Annotated in this window: 16 protein-coding genes and 2 tRNA genes; 11 read left to right on the top strand and 7 right to left on the bottom strand. The window is 66.8% G+C overall.

What is annotated here, in order from left to right; all coding sequences use genetic code 11:
• Together E1J61_RS29355 and aceE are read right to left on the bottom strand one after the other, a co-directional pair.
• Window positions 1-360, bottom strand: a 360-nt coding sequence (locus tag E1J61_RS29355; RefSeq protein WP_305791068.1) for a biotin/lipoyl-containing protein, incomplete at its 3' end; no start/stop codon positions are given.
• Window positions 361-527: 167 nt separating this feature from the next.
• On the bottom strand, window positions 528-3,215 hold the full coding sequence (gene aceE, locus E1J61_RS29360) for a pyruvate dehydrogenase (acetyl-transferring), homodimeric type (RefSeq protein ID WP_133097424.1): 2,688 nt from the start codon (window positions 3,213-3,215) through the stop codon (window positions 528-530).
• A gap of 423 nt (window positions 3,216-3,638) precedes the next feature.
• On the opposite strand from aceE, the gene E1J61_RS29365 reads away from it, so the two are divergent.
• Together E1J61_RS29365 and E1J61_RS29370 are read left to right on the top strand one after the other, a co-directional pair.
• A complete protein-coding gene (locus tag E1J61_RS29365; RefSeq protein ID WP_133097425.1) occupies window positions 3,639-6,224 on the top strand; it encodes a PAS domain S-box protein in 2,586 nt (861 codons plus the stop codon).
• Window positions 6,225-6,372: 148 nt separating this feature from the next.
• Complete coding sequence (locus E1J61_RS29370; RefSeq protein ID WP_029047707.1) at window positions 6,373-7,005, top strand: response regulator transcription factor; 633 nt, start codon at window positions 6,373-6,375, stop codon at window positions 7,003-7,005.
• 72 nt (window positions 7,006-7,077) lie between these two features.
• Here the strand turns inward: E1J61_RS29370 and E1J61_RS29375 are convergent, their stop codons facing one another.
• Complete coding sequence (locus E1J61_RS29375; protein WP_133097426.1) at window positions 7,078-7,758, bottom strand: hypothetical protein; 681 nt, start codon at window positions 7,756-7,758, stop codon at window positions 7,078-7,080.
• Window positions 7,759-7,953: 195 nt separating this feature from the next.
• Between E1J61_RS29375 and folD the strand changes: the two genes are divergently transcribed.
• The 4 genes from folD to E1J61_RS29395 all read left to right on the top strand — a co-directional run bounded on the left by folD (window position 7,954) and on the right by E1J61_RS29395 (window position 13,871).
• Entirely contained in the window at window positions 7,954-8,805 is an 852-nt protein-coding gene (folD, locus tag E1J61_RS29380) for a bifunctional methylenetetrahydrofolate dehydrogenase/methenyltetrahydrofolate cyclohydrolase FolD (RefSeq protein WP_133097427.1), read from the top strand.
• Window positions 8,806-8,927: 122 nt separating this feature from the next.
• Window positions 8,928-11,021 (top strand): M3 family metallopeptidase, encoded by a 2,094-nt coding sequence (locus E1J61_RS29385; RefSeq protein WP_133097428.1) that lies wholly within the window; start codon window positions 8,928-8,930, stop codon window positions 11,019-11,021.
• Window positions 11,018-11,848: an exodeoxyribonuclease III gene (gene xth / locus E1J61_RS29390; RefSeq protein WP_195429544.1), complete on the top strand. Its 831-nt coding sequence runs from the start codon at window positions 11,018-11,020 to the stop codon at window positions 11,846-11,848. The genes E1J61_RS29385 and xth overlap by 4 nt, the downstream gene beginning before the upstream one ends.
• A gap of 178 nt (window positions 11,849-12,026) precedes the next feature.
• Window positions 12,027-13,871 carry a SulP family inorganic anion transporter gene (locus tag E1J61_RS29395; RefSeq protein WP_371704846.1) on the top strand — a complete coding sequence of 615 codons (1,845 nt, stop codon included), beginning with the start codon at window positions 12,027-12,029 and terminating at the stop codon, window positions 13,869-13,871.
• 209 nt (window positions 13,872-14,080) lie between these two features.
• Here E1J61_RS29395 and E1J61_RS29400 read toward each other — a convergent pair whose 3' ends face one another.
• Window positions 14,081-14,344, bottom strand: coding sequence for a DUF1488 domain-containing protein (locus E1J61_RS29400; protein ID WP_029047712.1), 264 nt, complete (start codon window positions 14,342-14,344; stop codon window positions 14,081-14,083).
• A gap of 226 nt (window positions 14,345-14,570) precedes the next feature.
• On the opposite strand from E1J61_RS29400, the gene E1J61_RS29405 reads away from it, so the two are divergent.
• Window positions 14,571-14,646 (top strand) — tRNA-Lys (locus tag E1J61_RS29405).
• Between the two features lie 128 nt (window positions 14,647-14,774).
• On the opposite strand, the gene E1J61_RS29410 is transcribed toward E1J61_RS29405, so the two are convergent.
• Together E1J61_RS29410 and E1J61_RS29415 are read right to left on the bottom strand one after the other, a co-directional pair.
• Complete coding sequence (locus tag E1J61_RS29410; RefSeq protein WP_133097429.1) at window positions 14,775-16,163, bottom strand: 8-oxoguanine deaminase; 1,389 nt, start codon at window positions 16,161-16,163, stop codon at window positions 14,775-14,777.
• 121 nt (window positions 16,164-16,284) lie between these two features.
• Window positions 16,285-17,193, bottom strand: coding sequence for a LysR substrate-binding domain-containing protein (locus E1J61_RS29415; protein ID WP_133097430.1), 909 nt, complete (start codon window positions 17,191-17,193; stop codon window positions 16,285-16,287).
• 138 nt (window positions 17,194-17,331) lie between these two features.
• Here E1J61_RS29415 and E1J61_RS29420 point away from each other — a divergent pair.
• The 3 genes from E1J61_RS29420 (at window position 17,332) to E1J61_RS29430 (ending at window position 19,491) form a co-directional block, all read left to right on the top strand.
• Window positions 17,332-17,407: transfer RNA gene (locus E1J61_RS29420), tRNA-Lys, on the top strand.
• 384 nt (window positions 17,408-17,791) lie between these two features.
• Complete coding sequence (locus E1J61_RS29425; protein ID WP_133097431.1) at window positions 17,792-18,772, top strand: tripartite tricarboxylate transporter substrate binding protein BugE; 981 nt, start codon at window positions 17,792-17,794, stop codon at window positions 18,770-18,772.
• Between the two features lie 320 nt (window positions 18,773-19,092).
• Window positions 19,093-19,491, top strand: a complete 399-nt coding sequence (locus E1J61_RS29430) for a hypothetical protein (RefSeq protein WP_133097432.1) — start codon at window positions 19,093-19,095, stop codon at window positions 19,489-19,491.
• 63 nt (window positions 19,492-19,554) lie between these two features.
• Here E1J61_RS29430 and E1J61_RS29435 read toward each other — a convergent pair whose 3' ends face one another.
• Window positions 19,555-21,072 carry an acetyl-CoA hydrolase/transferase family protein gene (locus E1J61_RS29435; protein WP_133097433.1) on the bottom strand — a complete coding sequence of 506 codons (1,518 nt, stop codon included), beginning with the start codon at window positions 21,070-21,072 and terminating at the stop codon, window positions 19,555-19,557.
• Window positions 21,073-21,481: 409 nt separating this feature from the next.
• Here E1J61_RS29435 and E1J61_RS29440 point away from each other — a divergent pair, with 409 nt between their 5' ends.
• Window positions 21,482-22,096 (top strand): MarR family transcriptional regulator, encoded by a 615-nt coding sequence (locus tag E1J61_RS29440; RefSeq protein ID WP_133097434.1) that lies wholly within the window; start codon window positions 21,482-21,484, stop codon window positions 22,094-22,096.
• Window positions 22,097-22,102 lie beyond the last annotated feature (6 nt).

A 22,102-nucleotide genomic window follows, 5' to 3' on the forward strand; every position in this document is an offset into this window, starting at 1 on the left:
GCTCGCGGCAGGGGCTGCCGCGGGAGCCGCTGCCGGCGCGGCAGCGGGTGCGGGCGCTGCGGCGGCCGGCGCCGGAGCAGGCGCAGCGGCCCCGGCGGGCGGTGCCGCGGAGGCCTCGTTGGCCGCTTCCAGCATAACCAGCACGGAGCCTTCGGACACGTTGTCGCCCACCTTGATGCGGACGTCCTTGACCACGCCGGCCTGCGGCGAGGGCACGTCCATGGTGGCCTTGTCCGATTCCAGCGTCACCAGCGCGTCTTCCGCGTTGATGCTGTCGCCGGGTTTCACATGCACTTCGATGACGGGAACGGCGTCATAGTCGCCGATATCCGGCACCTTGATTTCAATTGCTTGACTCATTCAGTGTCTCCTGGGCAGGCCGGCGCGCACGACATCCGCAAGCGGCGAGATTACCTTCGCCGCCCGCTTCTGTCACGCCGCCATGCCGCAAGGCGCCAGCCGGCGGTTTGCCGGGGCGCCCGCGGCACGGCGTCGCCGTACTGCGGGGGTGGGTGCAGGCTGCCGGATCAGACCGACATCGGGTTGGGCTTGCTCGGGTCGAGGTTGTACTTCTTGATGGCCTCGGCCACCTTGTCGCGGCTGATGGCGCCCTCGTCGGCCAGCGCCTTGAGCGCGGCCAGCGTGACCCAGTGGCGGTCCACTTCAAAGAAGTGGCGCAGCTTCTCGCGGGTATCCGAGCGGCCGAAGCCGTCGGTGCCCAGCACCACGTAGCGGCGCGGCACGAACGGGCGGATCTGCTCGGCGAAGGCGCGCACGTAGTCGGTCGATGCAATCACCGGGCCGCGGACCGACTTCAGCTTCTGCGTGACAAAGGCTTCGCGCTGGGCTTCGGCCGGGTGCAGCAGGTTGAAGCGCTCGGCGGCCTGGCCTTCGCGGGCCAGCTCGGTGAAGCTCGGGCAGCTCCACAGGTCGGACTCGACGCCCCAGTCCTTCTTCAGCAGCTCGGCGGCGGCAACCACCTCGCGGAAGATCGTGCCGGAGCCCAGCAGCTGCACGCGCGGCGCGTTGCTGTTCTCGACGCCCTTGCGGAACTGGTACATGCCCTTGACGATGTCCTGCTCTACGCCAGCCGGCATTTCCGGATGCTCGTAGTTCTCGTTCATCACCGTCAGGTAGTAGTAGACGTCTTCCTGCTCGGCGTACATGCGGCGCAGGCCGTCCTGCATGATCACCGCCAGTTCGTACTGGTAGGTCGGGTCGTACGAGATGCAGTTCGGGATCGCGGCGTGGAACACGTGCGAGTGGCCGTCTTCATGCTGCAGGCCCTCGCCGTTCAGCGTGGTGCGGCCGGCGGTGCCGCCCAGCAGGAAGCCGCGCGAGCGCATGTCGGCAGCGGCCCAGCACAGGTCGCCGATACGCTGGATGCCGAACATCGAGTAGTAGATGTAGAACGGGATCATCTGCACGCCGTGCGTCGAGTACGACGTGGCGGCGGCGATCCAGTCGCACATGGCGCCGGCTTCGTTGATGCCTTCCTGCAGCACCTGGCCAGTCTGCGATTCCTTGTAGAACATCAGCTGGTCATGGTCTTCCGGCACGTACTTCTGGCCTTCCTGGTTCCAGATGCCGACCTGGCGGAACAGGCCTTCCATGCCGAAGGTGCGCGACTCGTCCGGGACGATGGGCACCACGTGCTTGCCGATCTGCTTGTCCTTGAGCAGCGTGTTCAGGATCCGCACGAAGGCCATGGTGGTGGACACTTCGCGGCCTTCGCCGGTGGCCTTCAGCAGCGCGTCGAACGCGGACAGCTGCGGAACCGGCAGGGCTTCGGCCTTCTGCCGGCGGGCCGGCAGGTAGCCGCCCAGGTTCATGCGCGCCTGGCGCATGTATTCCAGTTCCTTCGAGCCTTCCGGGAAGGTGATGTACGGCACCTCTTCCAGCTTGTCGTCGGCGACCGGGATATTGAACTGGTCGCGGAACTTGCGGATCGCGTCCACCGGCATCTTCTTCTGCTGGTGGGCCACGTTCATGGCCTGGCCGGCGTCGCCCATGCCATAACCCTTGATGGTCTTGGCCAGGATCAGCGTGGGCTGGCCCTTGTGCTCGCTGGCGGCCTTGTAGGCGGCGTAGATCTTGTGCGGGTCGTGGCCGCCGCGGTTCAGGCGCCAGATGTCCTCGTCGGACCAGTCGGCGACCATCGCCTTTAGCTCAGGCGTGTTGAAGAAGTGCTCGCGGACGTAGGCGCCGTCCTTGGCCTTCATGGTCTGGTACTCGCCGTCCACGCAGTCCATCATGCGCTTCATCAGCAGGCCCTTGGTGTCGCGCGCCAGCAGCGAATCCCACTTGCTGCCCCACACCACCTTGATCACGTTCCAGCCCGCGCCGCGGAACTCGGATTCCAGTTCCTGGATGATCTTGCCGTTGCCGCGCACCGGGCCGTCCAGGCGCTGCAGGTTGCAGTTGATGACGAACACGAGGTTGTCAAGCTTCTCGCGGCCGGCCATGCCGATCGCGCCCAGCGATTCCGGCTCGTCGGTCTCGCCGTCGCCCAGGAAGGCCCACACCTTGCGGTCGCCGGCCTTGGCCAGGCCGCGGCTGTCCAGGTACTTCATGAAGCGGGCCTGGTAGATGGCCATGATCGGGCCCAGGCCCATCGACACGGTCGGGAACTGCCAGAAGTCCGGCATCAGCCACGGGTGCGGGTAGGACGAGATGCCGTGGCCGTCGACTTCCTGGCGGAAGTTGTCGAGCTGGTCCTGGCTCAGGCGGCCCAGCAGGAAGGCGCGCGAGTACACGCCCGGTGCCGAGTGGCCCTGCACGAAGACCAGGTCGCCACCGCTCTGTTCCGAGGGGGCGCGCCAGAAATGGTTGTAGCCGACGTCATACAGCGTGGCCGCCGAGGCAAACGAGGAGATATGGCCGCCGACGTTGGTGTGCTTGTTGGCGCGCAGCACCATCGCCATGGCGTTCCAGCGGGTGTACGAGCGGATGCGGTGCTCGATGTCCTGGTCGCCGGGGATGCGGGCCTGCTGCTCCACCGGGATGGTGTTGATGTACTGCGTCTCGGCGTGGAACGGCTGGGTCACGCCGTTCACGCGTGCGTACTCGATCTGCTTGTCGATCAGGAACGCGGCGCGTGCCGGGCCCTCGGCGGCGAGGACGCCCTGCAGGGCATCCAGCCATTCATGGGTTTCCTGGGGATCGGCGTCGTTGGCGCTGGATGCGCCGAGAATCTGCTCTGGTACGGCGGACATGACTGTCTCCTGGGTGAATTCGTGCTTCCGTGCCTGCGCTTCCGGCGCCGGCTTTGGGGGCTCTACGGGTTGACTCGCACCGTTGCGGGTCCGGCGCTGCCGCGCCTTGCATCGGGGCCGCCGCCGGGGAACCTGTTCCGGCTCCTCCGCGCGGCAGGCGCATGGCTACCGCCCGCATTCTTGGGTCGAACCGATTCTATGGAAGCCCATTGGGCAACACAAGTGAAATTTTCAAATTGCGATATCGTTTTTTACGATGTGAAATAATGACGCAATGCACCAAGATCCACGCCACGACGCGCATGGCGCCAGCCGCAAGGGCGCCCGCGCGGACAGCGGCGGCCGGGATTTCATTGGCGCTTTCCCCAAGCGACGCACCGCAATAATCTCGGTACACTGAACGGTCAGCCGTCAATCCCTCCCATGCCGTTCCTCGATCGCTACCTCTCCCGCCTGCGTGCAGCCATGCTTTCCCCCGATGCTTCGGGCACAGCCAAGGCCGCCGGGGGCGACACCGGCCACGCCCCGCCTCCGGCGACGGGGCTCGGTCCGATCGACACCCTCGACCCCGACGACGGCGCGCCGGTGGCGGCCCCGCGCGGCCTGTGGTGGCTGCGCTGGCGCAATCTCGTCGCCACCAGCTGGTTCATGTTCATCCCGCTGGTCGCGATCGTGCTGTTCACGGTGGCAATGGGCGTGATCCTGTGGTCGCTGCACGAGACCGAGCGCCAGCAGCAACGCGATGCGCTGTACCGCGACGCCGCCTGGGCGCAACAGCGCGTACGCCTGTCGCTGCTCAGCAACCAGGACCAGCTGGCCTCGCTGGCGCGCGACATCGCCGCCGCGCAACTGGAGCAAGGCGCCTACCGTACCGCCGCCCAGGAAATCCTGCGCGAGAACTCCGAGATCGTCTTTATCAACTGGCTCGACGCCACCAAGCGCGGCCGCTGGTCGCTGCCGTCGACGTCCGAGTTCGCGGTGCGCCTGCGCGAAAACCAGGACCAGCCGCTCGAGCCCGAAGTGCTGGACACCTTCGATGCCGCGCGCGAAACCCAGCGCGTGGTCTACTCGCGCCCGCTGGTCAACGACCGCGGCGACAGCTTCATGCTGATGCAAGTGCCGATCGTGCGCGACAACGAGTTCCTCGGCACGCTCGGCGCGCTGTACTCGATCAACGGCATCCTGACGCACCTGCTGCCGCCGGAGCTGACCGAGCGCTACCGCTTCTCGCTGATCGATAAGAACAACCAGACCCGCGCCAGCACCTCGCTGCGGCCAGTGCCCGGCAACGCGCTGTCGTATGAAGTGCTGCTGGATCCGCCCGGCCACTCGCTGTCGCTGCGCGCCGACGCCTACCCGCCGCCGTCGAACCTGCCCAACAACATGCTGCTGTGGCTGGTGGTGGGCCTGTCCTGCTTCCTGCTGTGGAGCCTGTGGAGCATGTGGCGCCATACCAGCCGCCGCTCCGAGGCGCAGCGCGCGCTGCTGGCCGAGACCTCGTTCCGGCGCGCGATGGAAAACTCGATGCTGATCGGCCTGCGCGCGCTCGATCTGAACGGCCGCATCACCTACGTCAACCCCGCCTTCTGCCGCATGACCGGATGGCAGGAGAACGACCTGGTCGGCCGCCTGCCGCCCTTCCCCTACTGGCCGCCGAACGACCAGCAGGAGATGCAGAAGCAGATCGACCTGACGCTGCAGGGCAAGTCGCCCGCCGGCGGCTATGAGATGCGCACGATGCGCCGCGACGGCAGCAGCTTCTACGCGCGCATGTATGTGTCGCCGCTGGTCGACAGCCGCGGCCGCCATACCGGCTGGATGAGTTCGATGACCGACATCACCGAGCCCAAGCGCGCGCGCGAGGAACTGGCCGCCGCGCATGACCGCTTCACCACAGTGCTGGAGAGCCTGGACGCCGCGGTGTCGGTGCTCGCCACCGACAAGGCCGAGCTGCTGTTCGCCAATCGCTATTACCGCCAGCTGTTCGGCTGGGAGGCCGAGGGCCACCTCAAGCTCGCCGGCGACGATCTCGACAAGGAACAGGTCTCGAGCGACAACACCGATTACGTCGACGCCTACGCCGGCCTGCCCGCTTCCGAGCTAATGCCCTATGCGTCGGACGCGCGCGAGGTGTTCGTGCCCGACATGCAGAAATGGTTCGAAGTGCGCCGCCGCTATATCCAGTGGGTGGACGGCCACCTGGCGCAGATGCAGATCGCCACCGACATCACCGTGCGCAAGGCCGCCGAGGAAATGGCGCGCCAGCATGAGGAACGCCTGCAGTTCACCAGCCGCCTGACCACCATGGGCGAGATGGCGTCGTCGCTGGCGCACGAGCTGAACCAGCCGCTGGCCGCCATCAACAACTACTGCATGGGCGCGGTGGCGCGGCTGCATTCGGGCCGCAGCACGCCGGAAGACCTGATCCCGGTGCTGGAGAAAACCTCCGCGCAGGCCGTGCGCGCGGGCACCATCATCAGCCGCATCCGCGGCTTCGTGAAGCGCAGCCAGCCGCAGCGCCGCGAAGCGGCGCTGCACGATATCGTCGCCGATGCCGTGGGCCTGGCCGACCTGGAGGCGACCCGCCGCCGCGTCACCATCCTGACCCGGCTGCCGGCGCCGCCGATGACCATCTATGTCGACCCGGTGCTGATCGAGCAGGTGCTGGTGAACCTGCTCAAGAACGCGGTCGAAGCCATGGCCGGCCTGCCGGCGCTGCGCGCCGGCGGCGTGGTGCGCCTGCACGCGCGCGTGGAGCCGGGCGAGTTCGGCGACAACGTCCATATCGATGTCATCGACCAGGGTCCGGGCGTCGACGAAGCGACCAAGGAACGGCTGTTCGAGCCCTTCTTCAGCACCAAGTCCGACGGCATGGGCATGGGGCTGAACATCTGCCGCTCGATCATCGAGTCGCACCAGGGCCGGCTGTGGGTGGAGAACAATGTCGACGGCATTGGCTGCACCTTCAAGATCATGCTGCCGCTGCATCCGGTGATGGCCGAACAATAATCCCCGCATTCGACCGCTGTCCGATTCGTTCCGGACGCCCCCGGCAGGCCGGCGCGGACTCCCTACGCATGTGGGGGATCCGTCTCGCCACAGAGGCCCCGGGGCGGTTACACTTCGCAGCAATGAATTGTTGTCCCGAGGAGACTACATGACCGCAACGCCAAACCCCACGCCCCACCGCGGCGAGACCGTGTTCATCGTCGACGACGATGAAGCCATGCGCGACTCGCTGACCTGGTTGCTGGAGGGCAATGGCTACCAGGTTCGCAGCTTTACCAGCGCCGAGCAGTTCCTCGCCGCCTACGACGCCAGCCAGGTGTCCTGCCTGATCCTCGACGTGCGCATGCCCGGCATGAGCGGCCCGGAACTGCAGGAGCGGATGATCGCCGAGAACATCAATATCCCGATCGTCTTTATCACCGGCCATGGCGACGTGCCGATGGCGGTATCGACCATGAAGCGCGGCGCCATCGATTTCATCGAGAAGCCGTTCGACGAATCCGAACTGCGCGCGCTGGTCGAGCGCATGCTGCAGAAGGCCCGCACCGACCACTCGGCCGCGCGCGAGCAGCGCGCCGCCAAGGACCTGCTGGGCAAGCTGACCACGCGCGAGCAGCAGGTGCTGGAGCGCATCGTGGCAGGCCGCCTGAACAAGCAGATCGCCGATGACCTGGGCATTTCCATCAAGACGGTGGAGGCGCACCGCGCCAACATCATGGAAAAGCTCAACGTCAACACGGTCGCCGACCTGCTGCGCCTGGCCCTGTCGCGCAACAGCTGACCTGCGGCGCCGGCTGGCCTCCTCAAGCCCTCCTGGCCAGCCTTTCCGGGCGCCACTGCCGGCGCCCCGGTCTCAATTCTTCAGGTAATCTTCGTCCCGGAACGTGACCACCCATTGTGGCCGGTAGACCACAAAGACGGCCACCAGCAGCCCGGTCAGGAACGCCTCGCCAAACGCCAGGATCAGCGTAGCCGCCAGCGTATCGGCCACGGTGAACGGCAGCCCCGGCGCCATCACGTGCCGCCACGCCGCCTGCGCGGCGCTCGCGCCCAGCGCGGCCAGCCCCGCGGTGAAATAGCCGTGCCCCAGGATAAAGATGAACGGATGGCGCGGCAGCCAGCGCCGCATCAGCGCCTGCAGTCCGGCCGAAAGCAGCGCCGGCACCAGCGCCAGCCAGGTATAGCGCACCCATAGCGAAGGCCAGTCGAACAGCGCCCAGCTGTGGCCGGCCAGGTATTCGAGCCCGAACAGCGACACCAGGTCCACCACGAACAGCGACAGCAGCGCCAGCGGCAGCCCGAACAGCGTCACCATCAGCGTGGCGCCCAGCAACTGGATCACCAGCCCGCCGACCAGCGTGGCGCGCACCGTCCACAGCAGCGCCACCAGCACCATCGCCCCCAGCCAGGCGTGCTGCAGCGAATTGCGCCGCAGCAGGCGCCACGGCCGGCGGCTCAGCGCCCACAGCAGTCCGGCGAGGGACACGACAACGAGCAGCGGATCTGACAGCAGGGACGGGAGCGCGGTGTGCATGCGGCCGATGCTACCAGTCCCTTACCCCTACAACCCTTGCATCCGGTCAAGCTGCGCGCGCCAGCCCGCACTGACCCTTTATAATTCGCCTTTGATCCGCATGCCCGCATGACGGGCGCACGCCACCCGCGGCCGAAGCCATCTGCCGGATCCGCCCAAATTCGCACAAACCCGCCCAAACCGGTCTTTTCCTCCATGTCTGCCCAACTGATCGACGGCAACGCCCTTGCCAAACAAATCCGCTCCGAAGCCGCCCAGCGCGCCGCCAGCCTGACCGAGCGCGGTCACCGCCCCGGCCTCGCCGTGATCCTGGTCGGCGAGGACCCGGCCAGCCAGGTCTACGTGCGCAACAAGGTCAAGGCTTGCCAGGACAACGGCTTCCACTCCTCGCTGGACCGTTACCCGGCCGACCTGTCCGAGGCGGAATTGCTGGCCCGCATCGACGCGCTCAACCAGGACCCGAGCATCCACGGCATCCTGGTGCAGCTGCCGCTGCCCAAGCACATCGACAGCCACAAGGTGCTGGAAGCGATCGCCCCCGAAAAGGACGTCGACGGCTTCCACGTCGCCAACGCCGGGGCGCTGATGACCGGCGCCCCGCTGTTCCGCCCGTGCACGCCGTATGGCTGCATGAAGATGCTGGATTCGATCCAGTACCCGCTGCGCGGCGCGCGTGCCGTGGTGGTCGGGGCCTCCAATATCGTCGGCAAGCCTATGGCGATGCTGCTGCTGCAGGCCGGTGCCACCGTCACCATCTGCAACAGCAAGACGCGCGATATCGGCGCCCATACCCGCGACGCTGACGTGATCGTCGCCGCGGTCGGCAAGCGCAACCTGATCACCGCCGACATGGTCAAGCCGGGCGCCGTCGTGATCGACGTGGGCATGAACCGCGACGACAACGGCAAGCTGTGCGGCGACGTGGACTTCGCGGGCGTGCGCGAGGTGGCCGGCTACGTCACGCCGGTGCCTGGCGGCGTCGGCCCGATGACCATCACCATGCTGCTGGTCAACACGCTGGAAGCCGCGGAACGCGCCGCGGGCTGAAGCGCGCGCGCGTTCGGCGTACATTCGACCTACAGTACGCCACACGGGGTGCTGGAAATGCCCGCACCCCGCCCCCATCTGCGGGGCATCGACCTTTGAGGCCAGCCAACCGAGAACACGCCATGGACCAAGCCGCACAAGCCACCCCGGCCAACAATCCGCTGCTGGACTTTTCCGACCTGCCCCGCTTCGCCGAGATCCGGCCCGAGCACATCAGCCCGGCGCTGGACGTGCTGCTCGAAAATGCGCAGCAGGCGGTCGCCCGCGCCGAAGACCCGGCCACGCCGGCCGACTGGGCCAACGCCGTGCAGGCGCTGGAAGCGGCCACCGAGCCGCTGGGCCGCGCCTGGGGCGTGGTCAGCCACCTGAGCGCGGTCGCCGACACGCCGGAACTGCGCAAGGCACACGCCGACAACCTGCCGCGCATGACCGAGTTCTGGTCGTCGCTCGGCCAGAGCCTGGCGCTGTATGAAAAGTACAAGGCGCTGGCCGCCAGCCCCGAGTTCGCCGGCATGAGCGCGGCCCGCCACCAGCTGATCGAGAACGAGCTGCGCGGCTTCCGCCTGGGCGGCGCCGAGCTGCCCGAAGACCGGAAACCGCGCTTCGCCGAGATCCAGGAGCAGCAGGCGCAGCTGTCCAAGGCCTTCTCCGACCATGTGCTGGACGCCACCAACACCTACGCGCTGATCGTCGAGGACGAGGCACGCCTGGCCGGCCTGCCCGACGATGCGCGGGAAGCCGCCCGCCACGCCGCTGAGAAAGACGGCAAGGCCGGCTGGAAATTCACGCTGCACTTCCCCTCGTACTTCCCGGTGCTGCAGTACGCCAACGACCGCGCGCTGCGCCAGACGTTGTACGAGGCCAATGTCACGCGCGCCTCGGAACTGGGCGCGCAATACGGCCAGGGCCAGGGCGAGTGGGACAACACCGCCAACATGCGCGACCAGCTGGCGCTGCGCCGCGAAGAAGCGCAGATGCTCGGCTACCAGTGCTACGGTGAAGTCTCGCTGGTACCTAAGATGGCCGAGTCGCCGGCCGAAGTGCTGAAGTTCCTCGACGAGCTGGCCATCAAGGCAAGGCCCTACGCCGAGAAGGACTGGGCCGAGCTGAAGGCCTTCGCCGCCGCCGAACTCGGCCTGTCCGACCTGCAGCCGTGGGACGTGGCCTATGCCTCGGAAAAGCTGCGCCAGCAGCGCTATGCGTTCTCCGAGCACGAGGTCAAGCAGTACTTCCCGGAACCCAAGGTGCTGGAAGGCCTGTTCGGCGTGGTGCAGAAGCTGTTCTCGGTGCGCATCGAGGCCGAGCCGGCGCAGACCTGGCACAAGGACGTGCGCTTCTTCCGCGTGACCACTGCGGACGGCACGCTGCTGGCCCAGTTCTACATCGACCTGTACGCGCGCGAAGGCAAGCGCGGCGGCGCCTGGATGGACGACGCGCGCGGCCGCAAGGTGCTCGAGCAAGGCGGCGTGCAGACGCCGGTTGCGTACCTGACCTGCAACTTTTCCGCGCCGGTGGGCAACAAGCCCGCGCTGTTCACGCACGACGAAGTGATCACGCTGTTCCATGAGTTCGGCCATGGCCTGCACCACATGCTGACGCAGGTGGGCGAGCTGGGCGTGTCCGGCATCAACGGCGTGGAATGGGATGCGGTGGAACTGCCGTCGCAGTTCATGGAAAACTTTTGCTGGGAATACGAAGTGCTGACCGGCATGACGCAGCACGTCGACACCGGCGCGCCGCTGCCGCGCGCATTGTTCGACCGCATGCTGGCCGCCAAGAACTTCCAGAACGGCATGATGACGCTGCGCCAGATCGTGTTCTCGTCGTTCGACATGCACCTGCATACGGACTTCGACCCGGCCGGCGCCGCCTCGGTGCTGGAGCTCTCGCGCCAGATCAATGACCGCGTGCACGTGGTGCCGCAGCATCCGCTGTCGCGCTGGCCGAACACCTTCAGCCATATCTTTGCCGGCGGCTACGCGGCGGGCTACTACAGCTACAAGTGGGCGGAGGTGCTGTCGGCCGACGTCTATGCGGCGTTCGAGGAAGCGGCACAGCTGTCGGGCACCGTGCTCGACAGCGAGACCGGCGCGCGCTACCAGCGCGAGATCCTGTCGGTGGGCGGCAGCCGCCCGGCGATGGAATCCTTCGTCGCCTTCCGCGGCCGCGCGCCGCAGATCGATGCGCTGCTGCGCCACGGCGGGATGGCGGCATGAGCGCGGTTGCACTGCCCACCACCGGTCCGCTGCGGATCGCGAGCTGGAACGTCAATTCGCTGAAGGTGCGCCTGCCGCAGGTGCTGCAATGGCTGGCCGAGCAGGACCAGGCCGGCGCGCCAATCGACGCGCTGTGCCTGCAGGAACTGAAGCTGCCGGACGACAAGTACCCGCTGGCCGAACTGGAGAATGCGGGCTTCCACAGCATCTACACCGGCCAGAAAACGTACAACGGCGTGGCCATTCTCGCGCGCGACGCCAGCATGCCCGGGCCGGTCGACGTAGTGCGCAATATTCCCGGCTTCGAGGATGCGCAGCAGCGCGTGATCGCCGCCACCTACGGCGACCTGCGCCTGGTCTGCGCCTACTTCCCCAACGGCCAGTCGCCCGAGTCGGAGAAGTTCACGTACAAGCTCAAGTGGCTGGAAGCGATGACGGCGTGGCTGCGCGACGAAATGCAGCGCCATCCGCGCCTGGCGCTGCTGGGCGACTTCAATATCGCGCCCGAAGACCGTGACGTGCACGATCCGGCCAAGTGGGTCGGCCAGAACCTCGTGTCGCCGCCGGAGCGCGCCGCCTTTGCCGCACTGGTGGAACTGGGCCTGGCCGATGCCTTCCGCAGGTTCGAGCAGCCGGAGAAAAGCTTCTCCTGGTGGGACTACCGCATGCTGGCGTTCCGCCGCAATGCCGGGCTGCGCATCGACCATATCCTGCTGTCGCCGGAGCTGGTCGAGCAATGCTCCGCCTGCGTGATCGACCGCGTGCCGCGCACCTGGGAACAGCCCTCGGATCACACTCCGGTGGTCGCCACGCTGCACTGCGGCTGAGGCCCGCCACGGGCTGCGGCCGCCACGGCATGCGCCGCCAGTCCACGCATTCACGCAAGCCCGGGCATGCCCGGCTCGCCCCGCGGCGGCCTGCCCGCTACACTGCCGGCATGAACCCCGCATGAACCCCTGAACGCGGCAAGACCGCGGACAGGGGTGCCGAGGCTGTCCTGTTCCCATGTCCGTATCCACGCAAGGCTCATTCCTGCATCGCATGTTCCCGTGGCGCCAGCGCGTCGACCGCGCCACGCTGCGCGCCGACCTGGTCGCCGGCCTGCTCGGCGCGGTGCTGGTGCTGCCGCAGGGCGTGGCCTTCGCCACGCTGGCCGGACTGCCGCCGCAGTACGGCATCTACAGCGCGGTGGTGCCCTGCATCGTCGCGGCGCTGTTCGGTTCGAGCTGGCATGTGATGTCGGGGCCGACCAATGCCAATTCGCTGGCGTTGTTCGCCATGCTGAGCCCGCTCGCGTTCGCCGGCAGCCCCGCGTATATCGGGCTGGCGCTGGCGGTGACCATCGTGGTCGGCGTGATGCAGCTCGCGGTCGGCACGCTGCGGCTCGGTTCTCTCGCCAACTTTATCTCGCCGTCGGTGCTGCTCGGCTTTACCTGCGGCGCGGCGACGCTGATCGGGTTGTACGCGCTGAAGGATGTGTTCGGACTGCAGGTGCCGACCGGCACCAGTGCCTTCGGCGTGCTGCGCCACCTGGCCGAGCATGCCGAGACCATCAACTGGTCCGCAGCGGCAGTCGCCGCCGTGACGCTGGCGGTGACGCTGCTGTGCAAGCGGCTGTGGCGCAAGCTGCCGTTCATGCTGCTGGGGCTGCTCGCCGGCTATGGCGTGGCGCTGCTGCTGAACCAGGCCGGCGCCTTCGCCCAGCATGTGAACGTGGTCGGGCCGATCCCTTCGGCGCTGCCGCATTTCCATGTGCCCGACGTCGACTGGCGCAAGCTGCCCGACCTGCTCGGCATCGCCTCGGCGCTGACCATCGTCGCGCTGGGCCAGTCGATCTCGATCGCCAAGGCGGTGGCGCTGCGCTCCGGGCAGCATATCGACGCCAACCGCGAATTCATCGGCCAGGGCCTGTCCAATATCGCCGGCGGCTTTTTCTCCGGCTATATCTCGTGCGGCTCGCTCAACCGCTCGATGCCCAACTTTGAAGCCGGGGCGCGCACACCGCTGGCCAGCGTGTTCTCGGCGTTGTGGCTGGTGGCGCTGGTTGCGCTCAGCGCGCCGCTGCTGGCGCAGATCCCGATGGCGGCGATCGGCGCCATGCTGCTGCTGGTGGCGTGGGGACTGCTCGATCTCGCCCGGCTGCGGCGCATCTTCACACTCAGCCGTACCGAGTTCGCGATTGCCATCGGCACCTTCGCCGCGACGCTGGTGATCCGGCTCGAAATGGCGGTGCTGCTCGGCACCGTGCTGTCGCTGGTGGCCTACCTGTACCGCACCTCGAGGCCTGCAGTGCGCAGCCTGGTGCCGGATGCCGACGACCCGGGCCGGCGCTTCACGCCGCTGGACGAACTGCACCGCCCGCAGCCGGAATGCCCGCAACTCAAATTGCTGCGCATGGAAGGCGCGATCTACTTCGGCGCCGTCCAGTACGTGACCGACCGCCTGCACTGGCTGCGTGAGGTCAATGCCGGCCAGACGCACTTGCTGGCGATGACCAAGAGCATGAATTTCATCGACCTGGCCGGCGCGGAAATGTGGGAAAACGAGCTGGCCGAGCGCCGCGCGATGGGCGGCGACCTCTACTTCCACCGCCCGCGCACGCAGGTGCTGCAGACGTGGGAGCAGACCGGCTTCAGCAACAAGCTGGGGCCGGACCATATCTTCCCGACCAAGCGGCAGGCGCTGCACACGATCATCGGCAAGCTGTCGCCCGAGATCTGCGCGCAGTGCCGCGCCAGGATCTTTGAAGAATGCGCGTCGCGGCCGGGAGCATCAGGGCACGACGCCGTCGATGCCGATGCGGCCAGCGCACCGCGGCCGCAGGCATGCGCCACCGCGGCGGCACGCTGACGCGTCGCGCGCACAAGATGCCGTCAGCAAGAAAAAGCCTGCCGAGGACAGCGTTAGACGACCGGAAATTGAAACAGCGGGGAAGACGTTGGTGCCTGCGCCGGCGTTGCGGGGCCGGGTACGCAAGGCCGGACGGCCCTACGCGGTGATGCCTGATGGTGGATGGGCGCCCGCGGCATGCCGACGGCTGGCCGGGGCATCCATCCTCATCAGATCGGCGCCACGTGGGCGCGCTTGACGACGATTGGCTGGGGCGCGCCCTGCTCGATCAGCACCACGGCGGCGCGTTCGATGGTTTCGCGTCCGGCACGGAATGCCTCTTCCAGCGACAGCACCTGGTCGGCGCTGAAGCCTTCCCACAGTGCTTCGCGTGTCACTACGCAAGTCACTTTCTCGCCATTGACGATCGCCTGGAAGAGCAAGCCTTCATTATTGATGTCGTAGCGTTCTTGCTCTTGGAATTTGATATCCATCGGTGCAGCCCTCCATATGCAAGTGGAGAAGAATCCTAACATGGCTCCGACCATATCGTGCGGATCCGCCTTGTGCGATTGCGCTCAATCCGATGACCGGCAAGGCTGGCGTTCGGTTCCGTTCACCTGATCGTCACTGGCATCGGCATGCGCGAAAGGCGTTGCACACGGTTGTTTGCAAACTGTTGACAGCGCCGGAAATCATGCTAGAATCTCGTTCTTCGTTGGGGCGTTAGCTCAGTTGGTAGAGCAGCGGACTCTTAATCCGTAGGTCGAGTGTTCGAGTCACTCACGCCCCACCAGCGAATACAGAAAGGCCGGAAGCAGCGATGCTTCCGGCCTTTTGCTTTTTCCGCTGCTGCTTTCCGTTCCGGGTTTTCTCGAAAATGCCGCAGGCAGTGCACGCCTGCGGCAGTTCACCTCCCCGCGCTCACGTGCCGACGCTGGCGCGCTCGAACAGCGTGTGCGCCAGTGCGCGATGCCGCGTCAGCACGTTGGGCAGGTCCGCCGTCAGCAGCACGCCGTCACGCACCACTTCGCGCCCGTTGATCACGCTCGCCGCGACATTGGCCGGCGTGCAGAACACCAGCGACGCAACCGGGTCGTGACCGCCGCCGGCGAAGCCCACCCCCGACATATCGAAGGCAACAAAGTCCGCCGACATGCCCGGCGCGAGCGCGCCGATATCGTCGCGGTTGAGCACGCGTGCGCCGCCCAGCGTGGCGATCTCCAGCGCCTCGCGCGCGCTCATCGCGGCCGGGCCGTAGCCGACACGCTGCAGCAGCATGGCCTGGCGCGCTTCACCCAGCATGTGCGCGCCGTCGTTCGACGCGCTGCCGTCGACACCCAGCCCGACCGGCACGCCCGCATCGCGCATCGCCCGCACCGGCGCGATGCCGGATGCCAGCCGCATGTTCGAGCACGGGCAATGCGCCACGCCGGTGCCGGTACGCGCGAACAGCGCAATGCCTTCGTCGTCGAGCTTCACGCAGTGCGCATGCCAGACATCGTGACCGACCCAGCCCAGGTCTTCGGCATACTGCGCCGGCGTCAGGCCGAATTTCTCGCGCGAGTATGCGATGTCGTTGTCATTCTCGGCCAGGTGGGTGTGCAGCGACACGCCATAGTGGCGCGCCATCACGGCCGACTCGCGCATCAGGTCGCGCGACACCGAGAACGGCGAGCAAGGCGCCAGCACCACGCGCAGCATCGCGTGGCGCGCGCTGTCGTGGTACTGCTCGACCAGCCGCTGGCTGTCGCGCAGGATCGCGGCTTCATCTTCGACCACCACGTCGGGCGGCAGGCCGCCCTTGCTGCGGCCCACGCTCATCGAGCCGCGCGCGGCGTGGAAGCGCATGCCCATCTCCTGCGCGGCGGCGATCGAATCGTCCAGGCGCGAGCCGTTGGGAAACAGGTAGAGGTGATCGCTGGTGGTGGTGCAGCCGGACAGCATCAGCTCGGCCATCGCGGTCCTGGTCGACACGGCAATCATTTCCGGCGTCAGGTGCGACCACAGCATGTACAGGTTGGTCAGCCACGAGAACAGCTCGGCATCCTGCGCGGCGGGCACGGCGCGCGTCAGGCTCTGGTACATGTGGTGGTGCGTGTTGACCAGGCCCGGTGTCACCACGCGGCCGCGCATATCGAGCACCTGCGCGCTGCCATCGTCGACCATGCGGCGGTATTGCGGCGGCAGCCCGGCGGTCGGACCGACCCATTGCACCGCCGGGCCTTCGGCGACCAGCGCGCCGTCGCGGATCTCGCGGCGCTGCGCGTCCATGGTGACGAGTACGTCGGCGTTCAGGGCAATCAGGGTCATGGCGGCATTCCTTAGGTTCTCGGGGACGGATGCCGCCAGTCTAAGGCGAAGGCGTGCTCGCGCCTAAGCATTGAATTCCGAGCACTGTGTCCACAAAAAGTGGACATCCACCCTACCCCGCCTAGCGGGCCTGGGCGAACAACGTGGCCAGTGCATCGCCGATGCGTTCGGCCATCAGCTCCGCGGCCGCGCTGAGGGTGCCGCGGGCACGCGCCACCAGCGTTAGCGTCTGCCCCTGCAGGTGGCGGTCGCGCAGCGGCACGTACACCAGCGCCTGCCGCGCGCGCTCTTCCATCACGTCGAGCGGGTTCAGCAGCGCCACGCCAGTGCCCAGCATGACCAGCTGGCGGATCAGCACGGTCGAGGTCGATTCCGCCACCGGCGAAACTTCGATGGCATTGCGCGAGAAGGCCGCGTCCAGCAGGGCGCGGATCGATAGCGACGGCGCCGGCAGGATCAGCGGATAGCCGACGCATTCGCTCAGCAGCACGGACGGCTGCGCCGCCAGCGCATGGCCCGGCGGCACCACCGCGCCGATCTGCCAGTCGCTGCTGGCCAGGGTGCGAAAGGCGGGCAGCTCCGGCAGATCGTAGCCAAGCCCGAGATCGGCATCGCCCTGCTCGACCGCCGCGACGATATCGGCAACCGGCAGGTCATTCACCCGCACCACGATGCCCGGATAGCGCTGGCGGAAGTCATGCACCAGCGACGGCATCAGCGAGCCGGCCAGTCCCGCGGTGACCGCCACGGTGACCTCGCCGCGGCGAGCGCCCTTGAATTCCTCGATACGTTCGCGCAGCGCGTCATGCTCGCGCAGCGTCTGGCGGACGTGGGCCAGCACCATCTCGCCCAGCGGCGTCAGGCGCAGCCGCTTGTTGATGCGCTCGAACAGCGGCGCGCCCAGCTCGGCTTCCAGGTCAAGGATCTGCCGGTTCACGGCCGTCGGCGCCACGTGCAGGTGCTCGGCCGCCTTGCGGATCGAACCGCGGCGGACAACCTCGTCGAGATAGCGCAGGACTCTGGCGTGCATGGGCTGGCCGTGTCAGGGTGTATCGGGGGGTGCCGAATTGTAGCGGCGGGCGCGAGCCCCGCGGCCGTCCCCTTCGCGGAAAATGGCGAAAGGGTATTGCGCAGTATCCGATACCTTGCTACAATCTTTTTCTTCGTTGGGGCGTTAGCTCAGTTGGTAGAGCAGCGGACTCTTAATCCGTAGGTCGAGTGTTCGAGTCACTCACGCCCCACCAGCGAATTCAGGAAAAGCCGGAAGCTTGCTTCCGGCTTTTTTCATTTCCGCCTTCGTTTCCGTTCTCATTCCCGCTCGCCCTTCCCTCGCCCCCTCTCCTGCGCAAGCCGCTGCCAGGCAGCACGGCACGACCGCCGTTTTCTTGATACGCGGGTTGTCACCAATTCCTTTCCACGCGCTTTCCCGGTTGAATCGCTTCCGCGCACGTTGTGGAACTTGGTTCCGTATCGCGGAACCGCAACGCGCAGGCCGCTGCCGCACCCCGGCGCGGCCGGGTCAGCCGGCGCGGGAAGACTGACGGCGCGGGGCGCACGATGGTGGCGCCCGATAGAAACGCCTGCAGCCCGCCTGGCAAGCAATCAGTGAAAGAAGAACGGAGGCATCCTTGAAAGCAGTCAACAATGCAGGCGCAGCCGCCTGCCTCGCAGCCATCGGCCTGGCCTGTGCCGGCTTTGCCCAGGCGCAGTCCTACCCCACCAAGCCGATCCGCCTGATCGTCCCGTTCGCGGCCGGCGGCACCACCGATATCGTCGCGCGCGCGGTCTCCGACGGCCTGGGCCGCGAGCTGGGCCAGCCGGTGGTGGTGGAAAACCGCGGCGGCGGCGGTGGCGCGATCGGCGCCGACGCGCTGGCCAAGTCCGCGCCGGATGGCTACACCCTGGGCATCGCCACGGTCAGTACCATGGCGACCAACCCAGCCACCAATCCCAAGAATCCGTACGACCCGCTCAAGGATTTCGCGCCGATTACCAACCTGGTCAACGTGCCCAACGTGCTGACGGTGAACCCGAAGGTGCCGGCCAAGACGCTGAAGGAATTCGTCGCACTGCTGAAGGCCAACCCGGGCAAGTACAGCTACGCGTCCGCCGGCAAGGGCAGCATCTCGCATCTGGATGGCGAGCTGTTCAAGGACATCACCAAGACCGACATGGTCCATATCCCCTACCGCGGATCGGGCCCGGCGCTGAACGACACGCTGGCCGGCCAGGTCAACGCGCAGTTTGACAACCTGCCGTCGTCGATGCCGCATATCCAGGCCGGCAAGCTGCGTGCGCTGGCAGTGGCGGCACCCAAGCGTGTCGAGGGCCTGCCCGATGTGCCGACCTTTGCCGAAGCCGGCATGAAGGACATGAACAACATGGCCTGGTATGGCCTGGTCGCCCCGACCGGCACGCCCGCTGCCATCATCACGCGCGTGCACGATGCCGCGGTCAAGGCACTGCAGGACCCGAACGTCAAGCGCCGCCTGGCTGAAAGCGGCGCCTACACCGACGGCAACACCCCGGCCCAGTACGCCGCGCAGATCAAGCGCGAACTGGACCTGCGCAAGAAGATTGCGCATGACCAGAACATCACGCTGGAATAACCGGCCTTTGTGTCAAAGAGGACATCGAACGGCTGCCACATGGCAGCCGTTTTTTCGTCTGGACGCCACAAAACGTGCCGATTACGTCACTCTCCAATGGGAAATTTCTGTTCTCGGAGCCGAATCTTGATCCTGGACAGGACGCAACCTTCGCCCAAGCGTTTCAATATCCATAGAAGAAACTTTCACTTTGCGGACACGCGCCAACTCGGTACATTAGCTGGGTGATCCGCCACACGGCCGGCCGCATGCCGGACCACGCTCGGCCCCAACCCGTCATCGCGCAGGCGCTGCGATGCCGATATCGCGAGGATAAAGAGATGCTGAAGAAGACCGTTTCGACCCTGATCGTTGCAGCATTCGCCGCTGTGGGTGCGACGCAGGTTTATGCGCAGAAGAACTACACCGAGGGCGGCGACCTCTACGGCGGCAGCCACACCAAGAAGCAGGCCAGCCCGAACCAGAACCCGGCGAAGTCGGGCAAGTTCGATCCCTACACCGATGGCGCCAAGCAGTCGACGCGCTCCGACCTGACCAACTCGGGCAAGAAGTTCGACCCGAACACCGACGGCGCCAAGGCCGGCAAGTACGATCCGTACACCGACGGTGCCAAGGCTGGCAAGCCTGATCCGTACACCGACGGTGCCAAGACCGGCAAGTACGATCCGTACACCGATGGCGCCAAGGCGCCCGCCAGCCAGGGCGACAAGGCCCAATAAGCCCGCACTGCCCAGGCAAGACAGCCCGCTTCGGCGGGCTGTTTGCATTGTTGCGTACGCGTTTCAGGCAGCCAGCGCCTGCGCCGGCTGTGGGGGCTGCATCGTGCCGCGATCGCGGAAGCCGACGTGCCAGGACAGCGCCTCTTCCAGCAAGTGCGGCGTGTGGCCACCGTGGGCGCTGGCGCGGCGGAAATAATCGCCCAGCAATTCGCGGTATTGCGGGTCGGCGCAATTGGCGATGACGGTGTGCGCGCGCTCGCGCGGCGCCAGGCCGCGCAGGTCGGCCAGGCCATGCTCGGTGACGATGATGTCGACGTCGTGCTCGGTGTGGTCCACGTGCGCCACCATCGGCACGATGCTGGAGACATCGCCGCCCTTGGCCACCGACTTGGTCACGAACACCGACAGGTGCGCATTGCGCGCAAAGTCGCCGGAGCCACCGATGCCGTTCATCATGTGCGTGCCGCCCACGTGCGTGGAATTGACGTTGCCGTAGATGTCGCACTCCAGCGCGGTGTTGATGGTGATCAGCCCCAGCCGGCGCAGGATCTCTGGATGGTTGCTGATCTCCTGCGGGCGCAGCAGCAGCCGCGAGCGGTAGCGGTCCAGGTTCGACAGAAAGCGCTGGTAGACCTCGCGCGTCAGCGTCACCGACGATGCCGAGGCGAACGACAGCCGGCCCGCATCGAGCAACTCGATGGTGCTGTCCTGCAGCACCTCGGAATACATCTTCAGGTCGCGGAACGGCGAGTCGACCAGCCCGTGCAGCACGGCGTTGGCAATGGTGCCGATGCCGGCCTGCAGCGGCTGCAGCGACGGCGACAGCTTGCCCGCGCGCACTTCGCGCAGCAGGAAGTCATTGAGGTGGCCGGCGATGCTGCGCGTCTCGTCGTCCGGAGGCAGCGCATTGGAGGGGCTGTCGTCCTTGGCGGTGATGACGATGGCGGCAATCTTTGCCGGATCGATCGGGATATACGGCAGTCCGATGCGCTGTTCCGGCGCGATCAGCGGGATCGGCTGCCGGTACGGGCGGTGGACCGGGAAATAGATGTCGTGCAGCCCCTCCAGCTCCAGCGGCATGTTCATGTTGATTTCGACAATCACCTTGCGCGCCAGCATGGCAAAGCTGGCCGAATTGCCCACCGAGGTGCTGGGGATGATGCCGCCCTGCTCGGTGATCGCGACAGCCTCGACCACCGCCACGTCCACCGGCGCGATCTGGCCGGAACGCAGCTGCTCGACGGTTTCGGACAGGTGCTGGTCGATGAACATCACTTCGCCGGCGTTGATCTTGCGGCGCAGCGTGGCATCGGACTGGAACGGCAGCCGGCGCGCGATCACGTCGGCCTCGGCCAGCACGCGGTCGATGTCGTTGCCGAGCGAGGCGCCGGTCATCAGGGTAATGCGCAGTGGCTCGGTCGCCGCACGCCGCGCCAGCGCGAACGGGACTTCCTTGCAGTCGCCCGCGCGGGTGAAACCGCTCATGCCTACGGTCATGCCGTCGCGGATCAGCGCGGCGGCTTCGTCGGCCGAGACTACCTTGTCATGCAGCCTGGCCAGGCGAATGCGTTCCTTGTACATCCATATCTCCGGTCTGGCGGCGCAGGCCCTTGCCCATGCCGCTCGCCCCGCGCCTTGTTTGCCGAAGGCTGGCGTTGTGGGGTCTCCGGCTCGCAGTGTAGCCAGCCGCCCCCATTCCGGCTGTGATTTAAAGTCATGGGCAGCAGTCGCTTTCCTCATAGGCGGCGGCAGTGCCAGCGACCTTCGCTCCACTAACTGCAGCCAGAGTCTCAGGGCATACCCGCAATGTCACAAAAATGGCAAAAGTTTCTGGTACTGTCTCGCCCTATCGGTTGAAGGGGCCCGCCAGAGAGGTCCAGCAACCGTGCCGCCCGGGCCGGCCATGCTCGGCCCATCAACCCGTTGCACCAGCGTGACGGGTGCCCGCAGCATCGTAGTGGCGGCAATTTAAAATCAGGAGACGCCATTCATGCAGCCCAGACCTCTCGAACCCAACGAGCCGGTCGTCCTTGCACTGGTCGACGCCGTCACCGCCTGGCAAGACGCCCTGGAACAGACCCTCTCCGCCTCTGGCCTGACTTACGCCAAATGGCTGTTGCTGCGCGCGATCAAGCGCGGCGACTTCGTACGCGGCGCCCCGTTGCCGGGCGCCATGCCGATCGACGTTCCGCAGTCCGAACTGCTGCTGCATGAACTGCGTCGCGACGGCTGGATCGAGCATGCCGAAGCCACCACGCCCTGCATCGCCGACACCGCCGCGAGCCGCCTCGAACGCGTTTCGCAGGCGCTCAGCGCGCTGCACAGCGTGTCGGTGGCACCGTTCAACCCCCAGGAGCGCGTGGCGCTGGGCAGCCTGCTGGAACGGATGAAGCTCCGGCTGAACGACCACACCATGCGCCAGATCCGGGTGGGCGGCGAAGCCGCTCGCCAGGACAAGCTGGCGAGTGCAGGCGGTACCGGCGCTACTGCCGGCGGGATTGCCCCGCAGGGCGGCGCGCCGGCGCCCTGCGCCTCCTGCACGGGACTGCCCCCGGTCGCGCATCGCCCGGCCTCTTGTCCCACCCTCGCCAGCGCGCGCTTCTGAGGCGCG

Origin of the sequence: Cupriavidus sp. L7L, from assembly GCF_004353535.1 — a bacterium.
Taxonomy (GTDB): Bacteria; Pseudomonadota; Gammaproteobacteria; order Burkholderiales; family Burkholderiaceae; genus Cupriavidus; species Cupriavidus oxalaticus_A.